The sequence below is a fragment of the Marinobacter sp. DUT-3 genome (assembly GCF_050379435.1).
Classification (GTDB): Bacteria; Pseudomonadota; Gammaproteobacteria; order Pseudomonadales; family Oleiphilaceae; genus Marinobacter.
On the sequence record NZ_JBNRMG010000012.1, the window covers coordinates 64,960 to 81,698 of the forward strand.

Genomic DNA, 16,739 nt, shown 5'->3' on the forward strand with positions numbered 1-16,739 from the left:
GCACGCGGGTACGGTGTTCTGGAACCGTGCGGAGCCAGGGATGGCGGAGCCCGAGCGTTACAGGGACGTATTCACAGCGTGTTCCGGAACACCGTACCCGCGTGCCTGCGCTCAGAGTCAGAAAATAAAAACCCGATCGGAGAGAGAACCCATGGAAAACGGCACCCATTACCGCACCTGCCACCTGTGCGAAGCCATGTGCGGCGTGGCTATCGAGGTCAAGGATGGACACATTGCCTCCATCAAGGGTGATGAAGACGATCCGTTAAGCCATGGCCACATCTGCCCCAAGGCGGTTGCCCTGCAGGATCTTCACGAAGATCCGGACCGCCTGAAAAAACCGATCCGCCGGACCGCCACCGGCTGGCAGGAAATGGACTGGGATGAAGCCTTCGACCTGGTGGCAGACCGCCTGCACCGGGTTCGCAAGGAACAGGGCCGCAACAGCATTGGGGTGTACCTGGGCAACCCGAACGTCCATAACCACGGGTCGCTGGTGGCCACCATGCCGTTCCTGCGGGCCATTGGTAGCCAGAACCGGTTCTCCGCCACCTCCAACGATCAACTACCCCACATGCTGGCCAGCCTGGAAATGTTCGGGCACCAGATCCTGTTTCCGATTCCCGATATCGACCGCACCGACCTGTTTATCTGCATCGGCGCGAACCCCATGGCCTCCAACGGCAGCCTGATGACGGTGCCGGACGTCCGCGGGCGATTGAAAGCCCTGAAAAACCGGGGCGGCAAGATGATCGTGGTGGATCCACGGCGCACGGAAACCGGCAAACTGGCCGACGAATTCCATTTCATCCGCCCCGGCACCGATGCGCTGCTACTGATGGCCATGGTGCATACCCTGTTCGAAGAGGACCTGGTCAACCTTGGCCACGCGGAGAGCTGGACCAGGGATGTCGACCTGCTACGTCTGGCATCCCTGAGTTTTACCCCGGAGGCGGTCAGCTCCCACACCGGTCTTGATGCGGAAGCTATCCGTGAACTGGCGCGGCAACTGGCCACCACACAAAAAGCAGCGCTGTACACCCGCATGGGCACCAGCACCCAAGCCTTTGGCGGCGTAGCCACCTGGCTGGCCTACTGCCTGAATATCCTGACCGGCAAGCTTGATGCCACCGGCGGTGTGATGTTTACCCAGCCCGCTATCGACCTGATTGCCCTTGGCGGCATGTCCGGCCAGCAGGGCCATTTTGGCAAACGTTACAGCCGCGTGAAGAAGCTGCCGGAATTCGCCGGTGAATACCCCGCCAGCACCATGGCGGACGAGATGCTGACGCCAGGCGAAGGCCAGATCAAAGCGTTTGTGACCGTCGCCGGCAACCCGGCGCTGTCCAACCCCAATGGCGGGCGACTGGAGCAGGCGCTGGAAGGCCTCGACTTCATGGTGTCGGTGGATTACTACCTGAATGAAACCACCCGCCACGCGGACGTGATCCTGCCTCCGACGGCGGCCCTCGAACGTAGCCACTACGATCTGATTTTCAGCATGTTCGCGGTGCGCAACTACGCCAAATACAGTGACCCACTGTTCGAAGCCGGTGACGATTCCCGCCACGACTGGCAAATCCTGCTGGAGCTGGCGCATCGCCTGGAGAAGAAACGCAAAGGCGGTCGCCTGCCCTTCCGCGCCGAACTGGGCTGGCGCGCCTTCAAACAGATCGGGCCGGACCCCATCCTGGACCTGCTGCTACGCTCCGGCCCCTACGGAGCGAACATCGGCCCGGCCCGGGGACTGGTACAGCCGGCCATCGATCTGGTCATGGATATCCTGCCCAGCCGCCATCCGCTTCAGGGCATCGCAAGGCTCAGCCCCCTCAACCGCCATTGGCAGGACCTTCCCAAAGGACTTTCCCTGGCAACGTTGCGGGACCATCCCAACGGTGTCGACCTGGGCCCTCTCAGACCCTGCATGCCGGAACGTCTGTTTACCCGTGACGGCAAGGTGAACCTTGCTCCCCGGCGCTATCTGCAGGATCTGGACCGGCTTCACGACCTGCTGGCGAGCCCGGCCACGGATGACCTGCTGATGATCGGCCGTCGACATGTGCGCAGTAACAACTCCTGGATGCACAACAGCCAAAGGCTGGTTAAGGGCAAGGACCGATGCACCCTGATCATCCACCCCAGGGATGCCGCACGCTGCGGGCTTCAAGCTGGCGATTCGGCGGAAATCACCTCGGACTCTGGCGATGTATCCGGTAACATCGTGCTGCCCGTTGAGATTTCCGAGGACATCATGCCTGGTGTCGTGTCCGTCCCCCATGGCTGGGGTCACCATCGTCAGGGCACCAGCCAGTCTGTGGCCGCCGCCCACGCGGGCGCCAGCCTCAATGACGTGCTGAGTGATCAGCAGGTGGACCCGCTGGTTGGCACGTCGGTACTCAATGGGCAGAAGGTCAAAATAAAGGTCTGGCGCACCGAGCGCCAGCGCAAACGCGCCTGATTGAAACGAGGATGACGCTATGCCCCTGTGGCTGCAATGGACACTGATCATCACCGGCCTGGTTGCCATCGCCCTGCTATCGGCTTTCATCGTGCGCCAGGCCAGACTGCTGAAGAAAAACCGTAAAAGTAACGACAAGAACCGGGCGTTTCGGTCGCAGCGCCGGCAGTCGATGGTGGAAAGCATTCAGGTGATTGCGCAAGCCGTTGAAGAGGATCAGGTCGAGTACTCAGAGGCCTGTCTACGTCTGAAAGGGTTGCTGGACCATGTAGCGCCGGAATTGCTTGAGCAGTCGCCGTTCCGGGTATTCCAGGAAGTCTACGAGCAGATTCAGCACATGCCGACTCACCGGGCCCGCCAGGCCACGGACACTCGCTTCATCGAAAAGATGGACAAGGAACGGCTCGCCGTTGAGGAAAAACACGCGGATGCCATTCGCCGTGCTGCAACCGCCCTTCGGCATCACACCTTCTGACGCCAGCCCAGCGGCCAACAAATTAATTTGTAACATTTTGTAATCGGAGCACCAAATAACCCGGAACATTTAACTTTTGAAATCAACACATTCCAGTGTTTCAAAGTTGAAACAGTCCGCTTGCCCACTGTTCGTTACCAAGGTTGACTTTTATTTCCAACCTCATCGTCTAAATTTAAAGACAAGGTACTCCTGATCAAACTCTGCGGGCACCTTGCGTTGTTTTCTCCTGATAAGTTTGGACGACTCTGCAACAAGCGGGTGAGCTTGCCGGCCCAAGGGCCGGCTTTTTTATAGTTAAATCAAGGACTCATCATGCCGGCCATAGCCATGATGCTGTCCTTGTTGTTCACCAGTTCATCAAATTGCTCTTCCACGGCACGCTGATCCAGACCCAATGACTGGTAAAGCTCCGGGCTCACTTCCTCACTGGCCCCCAGGGCAACACCACGCTGGCTGAGCAATTGCCGCCCAAGCCACAACAAACGGGCATACACGCTGTGGGGCCCTTCGTACTCGGGGTTTTTCTGGTAGCGGATAGCCAGGGTCACTTCATCTGGCATCCCCCAGTTCTGCATCAGTTCGGCGGCGATCTGTTCGCGGGTAATCCCCAGCAGGTAATGCTCGGTGACGGAGGAATCCAAGTGGCCATTCACTTCCAGTGACCGGCACACCAGTTTGAAGTGGGGCGGGAAAACCTGAGCCAGCACCAGGTGGCCGAAGTTGTGCAGCAGCCCGGCCAGGTAGGCCAGCCCGAATGCGGGCCGCTGCCCACGGGGCATCATGGCAGCCAGGATGCCGGCGGACTGCGCCTGCCAGATGGCTTGCTGCCAGTAGTCCACGTAGCCCTCCGGGTGATCCCGGGGCTCGGTCAGCGCACGGCCGAGGGCCAGTCCCATCGCCAGGTTCATCACCAGGTCAAAGCCCAGCACCCGTGACACTGCATCGTGCACCGACCGCACCTGCCCCGCCGCCGCGTAAAAGGAAGATGAAGCCCAACTCACGACCTGGGCTGCCAGGCTGGGATCACTTTCAACGATATCCACCAGATCCCCCATTACCGCATTGGGGTTCACCCGAAGCCGGATAATCCGCTGGGCGGTTTCCGGGAGTGGCGGCAATTCCAGGGTGTCTTCCAGACGTTGCTGGATACGCAATCCGGTAAACTTCTTGATCGCGGAATGGAGCTGGTCCCGATCCTTTTCAGGGCGGTCCAGATTCACCGTGATGGTGTCCTCCGCCACAGCAAAGTCCATCCGGTCTGCCTGACGGGTAATGGCGTGAAAGTCCTCTCCTGGCATCACCATGGCCAGGTCCTGCGCACCAAGGACAATGGCAACGCTTTCAAGACTGTCGACCCGCTCATCCACCACTGTCGGCCATCCGGTCAGTGACGGCAACGCCGGCAATTCCGCCAGCCCGGCCCGCTCCCTGACCCGCAGTTGCTCACGGCGTTTCATGATGTGCAGGTCACGCCCCAGCCGCTTATTGAGTGCGTTGATGTCTAGGAGGTCATCATGCCGGGTAATGGCCTGAAGGTTTCCCTGCTCGTCACTGAGCAATACCATTCTCAGCAAGTGGTCAGTTCTGGCCTGGCTGATGTCCCGCAGGGCCACTTCCCCCGCGTTGTCGCCCAGCGCCTGCCGGACCGCGACAGGTAGTTCCATAGCTATCCCCCAAAGAAAATGCCGCCACGCCTGTGGTGGCAGCATAAATTTAAACGTCGCCGTAACGAATTCTCTCGCCCAGCCAGCGACGAATGAGGCCACCGACTGCATCGGGCTGCTTCATCAACCCCGGCGCCATCTCACGGATGGGTTCAATCCATCCCTTGTCCCGCTCAAAATCGGCCAGCCGAAACTGCATCATGCCGGTCTGGCGTGTTCCCAATACTTCCCCCGGCCCACGAATCTCCAGGTCCTTCTCGGCAATCACGAAGCCGTCCTGACTGTCCCGGAGAGCCTGCAAGCGGGCCTTGCCATTCAGGGATAAGGGCGGATGGTACATCAATACACAGAAACTGGCCTGTTCGCCCCGCCCCACACGACCACGAAGCTGATGTAACTGGGCCAGGCCAAGCCGCTCCGGGTTTTCGATGATAATAAGCGATGCGTTCGGCACATCCACCCCCACCTCAATCACGGTGGTTGCCACCAGCAGATCCAGCTCGCCATTCTTGAAACGGCTCATCATCTCAGCCTTTTCCGCCGCTTTCAGGCGTCCGTGAACCAGGCCGGTTTTCAGATCCGGCAGGCGCTCCGACAATTCCCGGGCGGTCACCTCCGCAGCCTGGCACTGCAGCGCCTCGGATTCTTCGATCAGGGTACAGACCCAATAGGCCTGGCGACCTTCCTGGCAGGCATTGCGTACGCGCTCAATGACATCGTCCCGACGGCTGTCGGGAATCGCAATGGTTTCGATGGGCTTTCGCCCCGGCGGCAGCTCATCGATGACCGACGTATCCAGGTCGGCATAGGCACTCATGGCCAGGGTTCTGGGAATGGGTGTCGCGGTCATGATCAACTGGTGGGGTGCCAGGGAGCCTCCCACGCCTTTTTCCCGCAGCGCCAGCCGCTGATGGACACCAAAGCGATGCTGTTCATCGACAATCACCAGGGCCAGTCGGTTGAACGCCACGTCGTCCTGAAACAGGGCGTGGGTGCCGATGGCGACGGCGGCTTCGCCACTGCCGACCTGCTCCAGCGCTTCCCGCCGGGCCTTGCCCTTGACCTTGCCAGACAGCCACGCCAGGCGGATACCCAGCGGCTCCAGCCACTCCCGGAAGTTGTGATAATGCTGTTCCGCCAGAATCTCAGTAGGTGCCATTAACGCAACCTGAGCTCCCGCACCGATGGTTTGCAACGCCGCCAACGCGGCCACCACGGTTTTACCGGAGCCGACATCCCCCTGAACCAGACGCAACATCGGCAACGGCTGACTGAGATCCTGGCGTATCTCACGCACGACGTGCTGCTGGGCCCCGGTGAGGCGAAAGGGCAACTCTTCCAGGAAACGTTCCACAAGGTCGCCCGCGGGTAACAGCGGCAGGGCTTCCCTTGCCTGGATCTGTTCCCTGACCTGCAACAGACTGAGTTGATGGGCCAGCAGCTCTTCCATCACCAGCCGTTGCTGGGCCGGGTGCCTGCCTTCCATTAACAAGTGAACCGGCGCATTAGCGGGCGGCGAATGCACCAGCTCCACTGCGGCGGAAATGCCCGGCAGCTGATAATCCGACAGCAGTGCCGGGGGTAGCCAGTCACGAATGGGGTAACGCTTGAGGTACGTCAGCGCCTGCTGACACAGGGAACGTACCCGTGGCTGCTGGATGCCTTCGGTCAGCGGGTAGACCGGTGTCAGTGTGGCCTCACACTCCGCCGGCATGGGCGGTGGGTTGGTCTGGTATTCGGGGTGGTAGAACTCGTAGCCGGCCCGGCCAGGGCGGACCTCGCCAAAGCATCGCACCCGGGCGCCCTCGGACAACTGGTTTTTCTGGGCGGCATTGAAGTGGAAAAAGCGCATCACCAGAAAGCCGCTGTTGTCCTTCAGGGTGACCTGAAGGCTGCGTCGCCGCCCCATGACCAGATCGGTTTTGACCACCTCGCCTTCCACCACGCCCACATCCCCGATACGCAGATTGCCCATGGGGATAATACGGGTGCGGTCTTCGTATCGGTGCGGCAGGTGAAACAGGAGATCCTGCAGGGACTGGATCCCCAGCTTGGCCAGCCGGTCTGCAAGGGCGCTTCCCACGCCCTTGAGGGTAGTAACCGGAATGTCGTCCAGTGACGTCATGGCCGGCCTCAGGCGCTGGCGGCAACGGCCGGGGTGTCTGACCTGGCCTTTTCAATGACCCGGCACTGGCTGGCCGCCAGTGACAGCACATCGATGGCTTTCGGTCGCGGGAACGTCACCCGCCAGGCCAGCGCTACGGTGCGAAATGGTACCGGGGCTGCAAACGGGCGCACGGCCAGGATATCTTCGTGGTACTGCATCGCGGTCGCCGCCGAGAGCGGCAGCACGGTAATGCCCAGGCCGGAGGCCACCATGTGGCGGATGGTTTCCAGGGAGCTGCCTTCAGTCACCAGTGCCGGAGCAGACGCCCCGACATTACGGGTGACGGCATCAACCAGCGGCGGGCAGGATTCCAGCACCTGATCCCGGAAACAGTGCCCCGGGCCAAGCAACAGCAACTGCTCCTTCGCCAGCTCTTCCGCAGTCAGACTTTCCTTCTCGGTCAGCGGGTGACCGGCAGGCAGCAACACTACAAACGGCTCGTCATACAGCGGCAGCGTGACAACCTCGGGCTCCTCGAACGGCAGCGCAATAATGATGGCATCCAGCTCGGAATGCCGGAGCTTCTGGCGCAGGCTGGCGGTGTAGTTCTCTTCTATGAACAACGGCATATCCGGCGCGGCACGTCGTAATTCGGGCAGAAGGTGAGGAAACAGATACGGACCAATGGTATAAATAGCGCCGACTTTCAGCGGAGAGTTCAGCTGGTTCTTGCCGTCCTGGGCCATGTCCTTGATCACACCGACCTGATCCAGTACCCGCTGGGCCTGTTCGATAATACGCAGACCGGTCTCGGTCACACGGATGCTGCTCTTGCTTCGCTCAAACAGGGGAATACCGAGCTCGTCTTCCAGCTTTTTTACGGCCACGCTCAACGTGGGCTGACTGACGTGGCAACGCTCGGCGGCGCGACCAAAATGCCTTTCCCGTGCGAGGGTAACAACGTATCGTAACTCGGTGAGAGTCATGGTGAGCTCCGGTCAGGGTTTTCTAGATAAAAAGTTCGTCCAGGTCAGAGTTCTGTGTGTTCAACGGCCCCGTTGGCTGATAAGCCAAAGCATAAGGATTGATATTGTCTATGGCAATCACTGAAAGCAATAAACTGCCACGAATTCTTGTTGCCGGCTGCGGCAAACTCGGCGGCAATATTGCCTCGCTTTTGGCCGACCAGGCCGAAGTGTTCGGACTCAGACGCACCCCCGACCGGATACCCAACGGTATCCAGCCATTGGGGGCGGATCTGATGCAGGCGGACCAGGTCAACGCCGTCATCCCCTCCCGACTCGATGCCGTGATTTACTGCCTGACACCGTCAAACTATGACGAGCAGGGGTACCGTGACGCCTACGTAACCGGCCTGAAAAACCTGCTGGGCTCGCTGTCAGGGCAGGCACTTCAGCGCCTGATCTTTATCAGCAGCACCAGCGTGTACGCCCAGGATGACGACGCCTGGGTCGATGAATCGAGCCCCACGGAACCCGAGCGCTCCAGCGGCCAGGCCATTCTGGCAGGTGAACGGCTGGCTCTGGACAGCGGTTTTCCCGCAACCATCGTTCGTTTCAGCGGGATTTACGGCCCTTCCCGCCGGCGCTTCCTGGAGGCCGTGGTTGCCGGCAACATGGACCCGGCCAGCCCAGGCCCGTTCAGCAACCGTATTCACGAGGTCGACGCTGCAGCCATCGTTGCGCATCTCATTAGTAAATCGCTCAGTGGAGAGCCGGTGGAAGATTGCTATGTCGCCAGCGATTGCGAGCCGGTGCGGCTGGATGAGGTGGTCCACTGGGTTCAGGAACAGCTGTCTTGCGCGGCGCCCAAAGCCGATGCCCGCAAGGGCGGCAGGGCAGGCAGCAAGCGCTGCAATAACCAGCGCTTGCTGGACAGCGGCTACCGCTTCCGCTACCCCGATTTCCGGGCGGGGTATCGGGAGATGATCACCGGCCGCCCATAAAAAAAGCGGCCAGTGCAAGTGGCCGCTTTCTTATCGCTGCTGATTCAAGCCATCAGCTCAGAACCATCACCGCTTCCATTTCGATGGGCACACCCTTTGGCAGGGCCGCTACACCAACAGCGGCGCGGGCCGGATACGGCTCCTGGAAATACGTCGCCATGATTTCGTTGACCGTGGCGAAGTTGGCCAGGTCCGTCATGTAGATGTTGAGCTTGACGATGTCTTTCAGCTCACCGCCGCCGGCTTCGCAGACCGCTTTCAGGTTCTCGAACACCTGACGGGTCTTGGCGGCAAAATCACCGGCCACCACTTCCATGGTTTCCGGCACCAGAGGAATCTGTCCCGACAGGTAAACGGTATCGCCGGCTTTTACCGCCTGGGAATAGGTACCGATTGCCTGGGGAGCATTCTCGGTCTGGATGATAGATTTGTTGGTCATGACCTTTGGGTTCCTCTCTTCCAAAACGCCAATCGTCGCCCCTCGGAGCGCACCCTGTCAACCAGCCGTTGGTCGGCATTCCGGGTCAATGACGCACCCGGTTGATGTGGGTCACGGCGCGAATATTGCGAACCCGCCGCATCACCCGGGCCAGGTGACGGCGACCGTTGACATGCACCACCAGGCTGACAACGCCCAGCCGTGCGTTCTGCTCTTCGACGTTAATCCGTTCGATATTGCCGTCGGCCATGGCCACGGCGTTGGCCACCTCGGCGATGACGCCACGCTGGCGCTCCAGCTCCACCCGCAGCTCTACCGAAAATTCATCAGTGATGTCCTTGGCCCACTTGAGGTGCGTCAGGCGCGCCCGGCCTTCGTCGTCCTCCGGCAATCGCGAACAGGTATCGGAGTGGATGATCATGCCCTTGCCAGAGTCCATCACACCAACCACCGGGTCCCCGGGAATCGGCTTGCAGCAACTGGCGAAGCGGACCAGCAGACCCTCGGTTCCGCGAATGGTCACCGGGCTTCCCGGCGACTGGGCGTCCGAGACGGTGCCGGTGGTTTCCTCTTCACCACTGACCAGCTGCCGGGCCACCAGGTACGCCATGCGATTACCCAGACCAATCTCGCTGACCAGGTTGTCCAGACTGCTGACCTGATTGTGCTTCACCACCGCGTCAATCTGACTGTCACTGATGCTGGACAGACTGGTCCCGAAGCCCTTGAGGGATTTCTTCAGCAACGCCTTGCCCAGCTCCAGGGATTCCGTCCGCTTCTGATTCTTCAACACGTGGCGAATGCTGCTGCGGGCCTTGCCGGTGACCACAAAGCTTAACCACGCCGGATTCGGGCGCGCCCCGGGTGCGGTGATGACTTCCACGGTCTGACCACTCTGCAACGGCTGGCTCAGGGAACCCAGGTTACGGTTGATGCGGCAGGCAACCGTGGCATTACCAATATCGGTGTGAATGGCATAGGCGAAGTCCACCGGCGTGGCGCCGCTGGGCAATTCCATGATCTTGCCCTTGGGCGTAAACACGTAGATTTCGTCCGGGAACAGGTCGACCTTGACGTGCTCAATGAATTCCAGGGAGTCGTCCGCCCGCTCCCGCATTTCCATCAGACCCTGCACCCAGCGGTCCACCCGGGACTGATTCACACTGGTCACGCTGGTGGGTTCGTTCTTGTACATCCAGTGGGCGGCAATACCGTTGTTGGCAATGTGCTCCATTTCCTCGGTGCGGATCTGGATCTCGATATTCACATGCATGCCGAACAGCGTGGTGTGCAGGGACTGGTAGCCATTAGCCTTGGGCATGGCGATGTAATCCTTGAAACGCCCCGGCAGCGGCTTGTACAGGCTGTGCACTGCACCCAGGATACGGTAGCAGTCGTCCTCGGTGTCGGTGATGATGCGGAACGCGTACACATCCATGATTTCGTGGAACGACTTCTGCTTGAACTTCATCTTGTTGTAGATGCTGTTCAGATGCTTTTCTCGCCCCAGGATACGGCCCGGCAACCCTCGTTCTTCCAGTTTTTCCTGAAGCTTGCCACGGATCTCGTCAATGATTTCCCGGTGGCTGCCCCTCAGTTTTTCCACCGCCTTGGAAATGTACCGCGAGCGCATCGGATAGAGGGACGAGAACCCCAGATCCTCCAACTCGGTGCATATCGAGTGCATGCCCAGGCGATTGGCAATGGGGGCATAGATATCGAGGGTTTCGGTGGCAATACGCAGACGCTTTTCATAGGGCATGGGCCCCAGGGTGCGCATGTTATGCAGACGGTCCGCCAGCTTCACCAGGATGACGCGAATATCCCGGGCCATGGCCAGGGTCATTTTCTGGAAGTTCTCGGCCTGGGCTTCGGCGCGGGAGCGGAATTCAATCTGGGTCAGCTTGCTGACGCCGTCTACCAGTTCTGCGACGTCCTCGCCAAACTGATCCGACAGGGCGTCCTTGGGAATACCGGTGTCTTCGATAACGTCGTGAAGCATGGCCGCCATCAGGCTCTGATGGTCCAGTTTCAGGTCGGCAAGGATATGGGCAACAGCAAGGGGGTGGGTGATGTAACGGTCGCCACTGCGGCGCATCTGGCCTTCGTGGGCTTGCTCGGCATAATAGTAGGCTCGTCGCACCTGATTGATGCGATTGGTATCCAGATAGGAACTGAGCTCTTGCGCCAGCCCTTCAACCGTTGCCTCTGCCGACACCGCGCCTCCGAGTACAGATTGAAAAGTAAAAATTGAGAAGTACAGACCGAAAATCAGGGATAAAAAAACCCGAATGCGTGCATCCGGGTCCTTCCGTTATCCGTCCAGCCATGCGTTATAGATACACTATAAAACCGCAGGGACAGATTTCAATGCTTGAGGCAGGCATTCTACCTGCCTTGCAGCTTAATCTTCCTCTTCTTCCGTCAGAAGGCTGCGGGTTACTTTGCCTTCGGCAATTTCACGCAGGGCAATGACAGTAGGCTTGTCGTTCTCTTCCGCTACCATCGGCTCAAAGCCCTTGGTGGCAATCTGGCGAGCGCGCTTGGTAGCCAGCATAACCAGCTGAAAACGGTTATCAACGTTTTCCAGACAATCTTCAACGGTAACTCGTGCCATAACTTCCCCGACAAAATTAAAAAATAACTGTTCTAGCAGACCGCGTAGTTTACTGCGGTTGGCTCAATTTGTATACAGCGGAAACGCGCCGTCAGTCCCGGGCCGACAACCGTGCCAGCAAATTGCTGTAGCGCACCTGCTGGGCCGCTATCCGCAGGCGCTGGCCGCGCACGATGGCAAGCAGGTCCTGGAGCGCCACATCGAAGTCATCGTTCACCACCAGGTAATCAAACTCGACGGCGTGACTGCACTCTTCCGCGGCCTCACGCAGCCTGCGATCAACCACTTCCGGCGCGTCTGTGCCCCGACCGGTCAGGCGCTCGCGCAGCACTTCCGGGGATGGCGGCACAATGAATATGCCAACGCACTCGGGAATAAGCCGCCGCACCTGCTCGGCGCCCTGCCAGTCGATTTCCAGGATAACGTCCCGCCCCTTCGCAAGGGTTTCACGCACCCAGACCTGGGAGGTGCCGTAGTAGTTGCCGAACACATCCGCGTGTTCGAGAAAATCGCCGCGGCCAATCATCGCTTCGAACTCGTCACGGCTGACGAAATGGTAGTTGACCCCGTGCTGCTCGCCCTCCCGCATCGGGCGGGTGGTGTGGGAAACCGACACCCCCAGCTTTTCGTCATTGCGCAGCATTTCTGCCACAAGGCTGGTCTTCCCTGCCCCGGAAGGGGCCGAAATTACATAGAGGGTACCTTGTTCAACTGCCTGGCTCATGGCGCACAACTCTCCGGTCCTGACTGAATTCCGCGACATCTCACCGGTCACAACCCGCTGCCGCAATAACAAGGGGCGGGATTATACACGATGCGGGAATCCCTTACTCCAGGTTCTGCACCTGTTCCCGCATCTGCTCGATCAGCACCTTGAGATCCACCGCCACGCGGGTTACCCGGGCGTCGATGCTCTTGCTACTGAGCGTATTGGCCTCGCGATTCAGCTCCTGCATCAGGAAATCCAGGCGGCGACCGATGGCATCATCCGACTGCAGGGTTTCCGATACCTCGGTGACATGGGCCTCCAGACGATCAAGCTCCTCCGCCACATCGCTTTTCTGGGCCAGCATCACCATCTCTTGAGCGATGCGCTCAGGGTCTATCTCCACCTTGGCTTTCTCGAAGCGATCCTTCAGATTCTTCTCCTGCGCCTTCAGCAACTCCGGCATCAGGCTGCGCACCTCGCTGACCTGCTCGCCCATGGTCTTGAGGCGATCCTCAAACAGCGGCCGCAAACGCTCACCTTCCCGCTCACGGACCGTCACCAGCTCGGCAACCGTTCGCTCAAACAATTCCCCCGCCGCTTCCCGCGCCGGGCCGTAATCCAGCTCCTTGACCGACAACACCCCCGGCCAGCGCAGGATATCCAGGGCATTGATATGGGCGGGGTTATCCAGCATCCGATTGACGTGATTGGCGGCCTCATTCACCGCATGAGCCATCTCCTCACAGACCTCAAACCCCTGCCCCGCGCTTTCAGCCGTTTGCAGGCGCATGGACACATCGACCTTCCCGCGCTTGAGCTGCTGGCGCAGCTGTTCACGGAACGTATTTTCCAGCTCGCGGAGCGCCTCCGGCAGCCGAAAGGAAGGCTCCAGGTACCGATGGTTCACTGTACGAATCTCACACGTCAGTGTTCCCCATTCTCCCTGGGTATCCTGTCGGGCAAAGGCAGTCATACTTCTGATCATGGCGACTCCGCTAGTCATCAAGTGCAATCGTTCAAGTTTAGCAGGCCCGCGTGCAAAACCGCGAACCTCCACGGCAGAGACCGGAACTTCCCCGTGTTATACTCGGCGGTCTTCCCAATTTTCAACAATCGGGTATACACCCGGACATCCACTACCAATATCAGGAAACACTATGCGCCCAAGCGGAAGAACTCCGGAACAACCGAGAGACATCCGAATCACCCGCAACTACACCCGTCATGCGGAAGGCTCCGTACTGATCGAGTTCGGCGACACCAAGGTGATCTGCACCGCGTCTGTCGAAAACAAGGTACCGCCATTCCTGCGCGGCGAAGGCAAAGGCTGGATCACCGCCGAATACGGCATGCTGCCCCGCTCCACCGGCAGCCGCATGGGTCGCGAAGCCGCCCGCGGCAAACAGGGCGGCCGCACCGTCGAAATCCAGCGCCTGATCGGCCGCTCCCTGCGCGCAGCGGTTGACTTGAGCGCTCTGGGCGAGCACTCCATCACCATCGACTGCGACGTCATCCAGGCCGACGGCGGCACCCGCACCGCAGCCATCACCGGCGGCTGCGTTGCCCTGGTTGATGCACTGAACCACCTGGTCGCCGAAAAGCGCCTGAAGGAATCACCGCTGAAGCAAATGGTGGCGGCGCTGTCCGTTGGCGTTTACAAAGGCACACCGGTTCTCGACCTGGACTACCCGGAAGACTCCGAAGCCGAAACGGACATGAACGTGATCATGACCGATCAGGGTGGCTTCATCGAGATTCAGGGTACCGCCGAGGGCGCGCCGTTTGTTCAGGAAGAACTGGACAGCATGCTGGCATTGGCCAAGCAGGGTATTGATCAACTGTTTGAGATTCAGAAGGCGGCTTTGGAGGGGTAACTTCCGGGGCTTGTGGGTGTCGGATTACGGCTTTCGCCTAATCCGACCTACGGTGCTACACACCCAAGTCTGGGCGCCGTGTCTGAGACTTCTCCCCAGACTGTTGAAGGCCAGGGACGGCCTGAAACAAGCGCACAGGGATGTGCTCGTAGCGTGTCTGGGGAGAAGTCTCAGACACGGCGCTTCCCCCAGACTAAAAGCCGATTTCGATGTCGTAGTCCATGATCACCGGCGCGTGATCGGAAAAGCGAGTACCGGTGTCAATCCAGCCATCCTGAATGGTCTTGCGAATGCCCGGGGTCATCAGCTGGTAGTCCACACGGATGCCCGCATTCTTGCGTGACCCTTCGGTCTGCTCCGGCCACCAGGTGAACTGATTGCTCTGCTTGTTGATCTCGCGGAACGCATCAATACAGCCCATCTCATCAAACAGGCGATCCAGCCACGCCCGCTCATGGGGCATAAAACCGGACACATCCAGCTTGTGGTAAAGCGGGCTCGCGTCCGTCACGTGCTGTGCCGTCTGCAGATTGGCGCCAAAAATGAACTGACGACGCTTACGCAACGTCTTCTGCATGTGCAGACCGAAGGCTTCCATGAAGTCGTCCTTGTGGTCCAGCACGGTCAGGTCATTGTCACCGATCAGCTCATCTTCCCGGCCCAGGGCACAGGGCGCCAGAACACAGGCAACCGATACCCTGTCAAAATCCGCCTGGATAAAACGCCCTTCCCGGTCCGCCTGCTCATTGGCGAACCCGTACATGATGGCTTTCGGGAAATGACGGGTGTAGATACCAACACCGCCGTCCTCGTTATTCTCGCCATCAATGAAATAGGCCTCATAACCTTCCGGGATCAGGTTGAAGTCTTCAATCTCATAGGCCCGCATGCGGTGATCCTGAACGCAGACCACGTCAGCATCCTGCTCGGCCAGCCACTCGAAGAAACCTTTTTCAACAGCCTGGGCCAGACCGTTGACGCTGATTGATACTACCCGCATACGTGTTCCCTGATTCGGTTTGTGTGTATGATACCGGTTTTACGCTTTAATTAAAGATCCACACCCGCCAGAAGCCTTGTCATGCACGACTATCAGCAACATTTCATTGAATTTGCCATTCGCCGTAACGTTCTCCGTTTTGGCGAATTTCAACTCAAGTCCGGTCGTACCAGCCCGTACTTCTTCAACGCCGGCCTGTTCAACACCGGTGAGGACCTGCTCGAATTAAGCAAGGCCTATGCCGCAGCCCTGCAGCGCAGCGGCCTGGATTATGACATCATTTTCGGCCCTGCCTATAAGGGCATACCGTTGGCCACTGTAACGGCCATGGCGCTGGCCTCTGAAGGCCAGAACAAACCGTTCGCCTTCAACCGCAAGGAAAAGAAGGATCACGGAGAAGGCGGCAACATCGTCGGCGCCCCCCTTGAGGGCAAGGTGCTGATTGTTGATGATGTCATTACCGCCGGGACAGCCATTCGTGAATCCATCGACCTGATCCGGGCGGCAGGCGCAGAACCCGCCGGCGTTCTGATTGCCCTCGACCGCCAGGAACGCGGCAATGGCGAACTGTCGGCCATTCAGGAAGTGGAAAGGGACTTCGGTCTGCCGGTGGTCAGCATTATTCAGCTGGATCAGGTTCTCGATTACCTGGCGACCCAGCCTGGCTTTGCCGACCATGCCGATAACGTTGCACAATATCGGGATCGTTACGGAGTCTGAACTCACATGAAGCGTCTGACCAGATTTTCACTCATTGCTTCCGCCCTCCTGCTGGCCGCGACTGCAGCAGAGGCCAGGATGTACCGTTACACGGACGAAAACGGCCAGATTGTCATCAGCAACACCATTCCCCAGGAAGCCTCCCGGCGAGGCTATGACATCCTCAATTCCAAGGGACGGGTGATCGACTCCGTTGATCCTGCCCCCACTGCCGAAGAGATTGCAGCCCGGGAAGCCAGGGAACAACGCGAAGAAGCCGAAAGAATCCAGCGCGAGAAAGATCAGGCACTGCTCAAGCGCTTTAGCCACCCGGACCAAGCGGTCAGGGCCATGCATCGCAAAATTCGCGAACTGGAGGGCCTGAACCAGCTCAAACGCGGCAACATCTCCGTGATCCTCAGCCAGCTCGACAACGAGGAAGGCCGGGCAGCCGACATGGAGCGCGCCGGGCGAGACATTCCCGAATCGATGCTGGAAAAGATTCGTCGCCTGGAGGCCCAGATTCACGACATTGAGCAGGAAATTGCCTCACAGAAAGCCGAAATCCAGTCCCTGCGCGACGACTTCGAAGCTGACATCAGGCGCCTGGAAACCCTGACAGGAGAAGAGAGAACGCTTCCCCTCGAACGCCCCGAAGACAACCAATAGCCTCGGGACACAATCACAAAAAAGGCCACCTTAACAGGTGGCCTTTTTGCTGAATCCGG

At 59.3% G+C, this 16,739-nt stretch carries 15 protein-coding genes; 6 read left to right on the plus strand and 9 right to left on the minus strand.

What is annotated here, in order from left to right; all coding sequences use genetic code 11:
* The first annotated feature begins 151 nt into the window (after window positions 1–151).
* Both ACQUWM_RS16295 and ACQUWM_RS16300 read left to right on the plus strand, forming a co-directional pair.
* Window positions 152–2,458, plus strand: coding sequence for a molybdopterin-dependent oxidoreductase (locus ACQUWM_RS16295; protein WP_428922852.1), 2,307 nt, complete (start codon window positions 152–154; stop codon window positions 2,456–2,458).
* A 19-nt stretch (window positions 2,459–2,477) separates the two neighbouring features.
* Window positions 2,478–2,933, plus strand: coding sequence for a DUF2489 domain-containing protein (locus ACQUWM_RS16300; protein WP_407001352.1), 456 nt, complete (start codon window positions 2,478–2,480; stop codon window positions 2,931–2,933).
* 302 nt (window positions 2,934–3,235) lie between these two features.
* Here the strand turns inward: ACQUWM_RS16300 and ACQUWM_RS16305 are convergent, their stop codons facing one another.
* From ACQUWM_RS16305 to ACQUWM_RS16315, 3 genes are read right to left on the minus strand one after another with little or no spacing between them, the layout of a single operon-like run.
* Complete coding sequence (locus tag ACQUWM_RS16305; RefSeq protein WP_407001353.1) at window positions 3,236–4,600, minus strand: aminoacyl-tRNA deacylase and HDOD domain-containing protein; 1,365 nt, start codon at window positions 4,598–4,600, stop codon at window positions 3,236–3,238.
* Between the two features lie 49 nt (window positions 4,601–4,649).
* The gene (gene recG, locus ACQUWM_RS16310; RefSeq protein WP_428922853.1) at window positions 4,650–6,725 is read right to left on the minus strand and encodes an ATP-dependent DNA helicase RecG; all 2,076 of its coding nucleotides are present in this window, start codon (window positions 6,723–6,725) and stop codon (window positions 4,650–4,652) included.
* A gap of 8 nt (window positions 6,726–6,733) precedes the next feature.
* Window positions 6,734–7,693, minus strand: a complete 960-nt coding sequence (locus ACQUWM_RS16315; RefSeq protein WP_407001355.1) for a hydrogen peroxide-inducible genes activator — start codon at window positions 7,691–7,693, stop codon at window positions 6,734–6,736.
* A 110-nt stretch (window positions 7,694–7,803) separates the two neighbouring features.
* Here ACQUWM_RS16315 and ACQUWM_RS16320 point away from each other — a divergent pair, with 110 nt between their 5' ends.
* Entirely contained in the window at window positions 7,804–8,673 is an 870-nt protein-coding gene (locus ACQUWM_RS16320) for an NAD-dependent epimerase/dehydratase family protein (protein WP_407001356.1), read from the plus strand.
* 52 nt (window positions 8,674–8,725) lie between these two features.
* On the opposite strand, the gene ACQUWM_RS16325 is transcribed toward ACQUWM_RS16320, so the two are convergent.
* The 5 genes from ACQUWM_RS16325 to ACQUWM_RS16345 form a co-directional block, all read right to left on the minus strand.
* Window positions 8,726–9,112, minus strand: coding sequence for a RidA family protein (locus tag ACQUWM_RS16325; protein ID WP_248185376.1), 387 nt, complete (start codon window positions 9,110–9,112; stop codon window positions 8,726–8,728).
* Window positions 9,113–9,197: 85 nt separating this feature from the next.
* A complete protein-coding gene (locus tag ACQUWM_RS16330; protein WP_407001357.1) occupies window positions 9,198–11,330 on the minus strand; it encodes a RelA/SpoT family protein in 2,133 nt (710 codons plus the stop codon).
* A gap of 186 nt (window positions 11,331–11,516) precedes the next feature.
* Entirely contained in the window at window positions 11,517–11,729 is a 213-nt protein-coding gene (gene rpoZ / locus ACQUWM_RS16335) for a DNA-directed RNA polymerase subunit omega (protein WP_406988913.1), read from the minus strand.
* 91 nt (window positions 11,730–11,820) lie between these two features.
* Window positions 11,821–12,453: a guanylate kinase gene (gene gmk / locus ACQUWM_RS16340; protein WP_407001358.1), complete on the minus strand. Its 633-nt coding sequence runs from the start codon at window positions 12,451–12,453 to the stop codon at window positions 11,821–11,823.
* 103 nt (window positions 12,454–12,556) lie between these two features.
* Window positions 12,557–13,423, minus strand: a complete 867-nt coding sequence (locus ACQUWM_RS16345) for a YicC/YloC family endoribonuclease (protein ID WP_407001359.1) — start codon at window positions 13,421–13,423, stop codon at window positions 12,557–12,559.
* 172 nt (window positions 13,424–13,595) lie between these two features.
* On the opposite strand from ACQUWM_RS16345, the gene rph reads away from it, so the two are divergent.
* On the plus strand, window positions 13,596–14,312 hold the full coding sequence (gene rph / locus ACQUWM_RS16350; RefSeq protein WP_428922854.1) for a ribonuclease PH: 717 nt from the start codon (window positions 13,596–13,598) through the stop codon (window positions 14,310–14,312).
* A 193-nt stretch (window positions 14,313–14,505) separates the two neighbouring features.
* Here rph and ACQUWM_RS16355 read toward each other — a convergent pair whose 3' ends face one another.
* The gene (locus ACQUWM_RS16355) at window positions 14,506–15,312 is read right to left on the minus strand and encodes an exodeoxyribonuclease III (RefSeq protein ID WP_407001360.1); all 807 of its coding nucleotides are present in this window, start codon (window positions 15,310–15,312) and stop codon (window positions 14,506–14,508) included.
* Window positions 15,313–15,393: 81 nt separating this feature from the next.
* Here ACQUWM_RS16355 and pyrE point away from each other — a divergent pair, with 81 nt between their 5' ends.
* Both pyrE and ACQUWM_RS16365 read left to right on the plus strand, forming a co-directional pair.
* Window positions 15,394–16,032, plus strand: a complete 639-nt coding sequence (pyrE, locus tag ACQUWM_RS16360) for an orotate phosphoribosyltransferase (RefSeq protein WP_406985408.1) — start codon at window positions 15,394–15,396, stop codon at window positions 16,030–16,032.
* Between the two features lie 6 nt (window positions 16,033–16,038).
* Window positions 16,039–16,680 (plus strand): DUF4124 domain-containing protein, encoded by a 642-nt coding sequence (locus ACQUWM_RS16365; RefSeq protein WP_428922855.1) that lies wholly within the window; start codon window positions 16,039–16,041, stop codon window positions 16,678–16,680.
* The last annotated feature ends 59 nt before the right edge of the window (window positions 16,681–16,739 follow it).

Coding starts and splice junctions, on each gene's coding strand:
- ACQUWM_RS16295 (WP_428922852.1), top strand. CDS start 152: ATGGAAAACGGCACCCATTACCGCACCTGCCACCTGTGCGAAGCCATG.
- ACQUWM_RS16300 (WP_407001352.1), top strand. CDS start 2,478: ATGCCCCTGTGGCTGCAATGGACACTGATCATCACCGGCCTGGTTGCC.
- ACQUWM_RS16305 (WP_407001353.1), bottom strand. CDS start 4,600: ATGGAACTACCTGTCGCGGTCCGGCAGGCGCTGGGCGACAACGCGGGG.
- recG (WP_428922853.1), bottom strand. CDS start 6,725: ATGACGTCACTGGACGACATTCCGGTTACTACCCTCAAGGGCGTGGGA.
- ACQUWM_RS16315 (WP_407001355.1), bottom strand. CDS start 7,693: ATGACTCTCACCGAGTTACGATACGTTGTTACCCTCGCACGGGAAAGG.
- ACQUWM_RS16320 (WP_407001356.1), top strand. CDS start 7,804: ATGGCAATCACTGAAAGCAATAAACTGCCACGAATTCTTGTTGCCGGC.
- ACQUWM_RS16325 (WP_248185376.1), bottom strand. CDS start 9,112: ATGACCAACAAATCTATCATCCAGACCGAGAATGCTCCCCAGGCAATC.
- rpoZ (WP_406988913.1), bottom strand. CDS start 11,729: ATGGCACGAGTTACCGTTGAAGATTGTCTGGAAAACGTTGATAACCGT.
- gmk (WP_407001358.1), bottom strand. CDS start 12,453: ATGAGCCAGGCAGTTGAACAAGGTACCCTCTATGTAATTTCGGCCCCT.
- ACQUWM_RS16345 (WP_407001359.1), bottom strand. CDS start 13,423: ATGATCAGAAGTATGACTGCCTTTGCCCGACAGGATACCCAGGGAGAA.
- rph (WP_428922854.1), top strand. CDS start 13,596: ATGCGCCCAAGCGGAAGAACTCCGGAACAACCGAGAGACATCCGAATC.
- ACQUWM_RS16355 (WP_407001360.1), bottom strand. CDS start 15,312: ATGCGGGTAGTATCAATCAGCGTCAACGGTCTGGCCCAGGCTGTTGAA.
- pyrE (WP_406985408.1), top strand. CDS start 15,394: ATGCACGACTATCAGCAACATTTCATTGAATTTGCCATTCGCCGTAAC.
- ACQUWM_RS16365 (WP_428922855.1), top strand. CDS start 16,039: ATGAAGCGTCTGACCAGATTTTCACTCATTGCTTCCGCCCTCCTGCTG.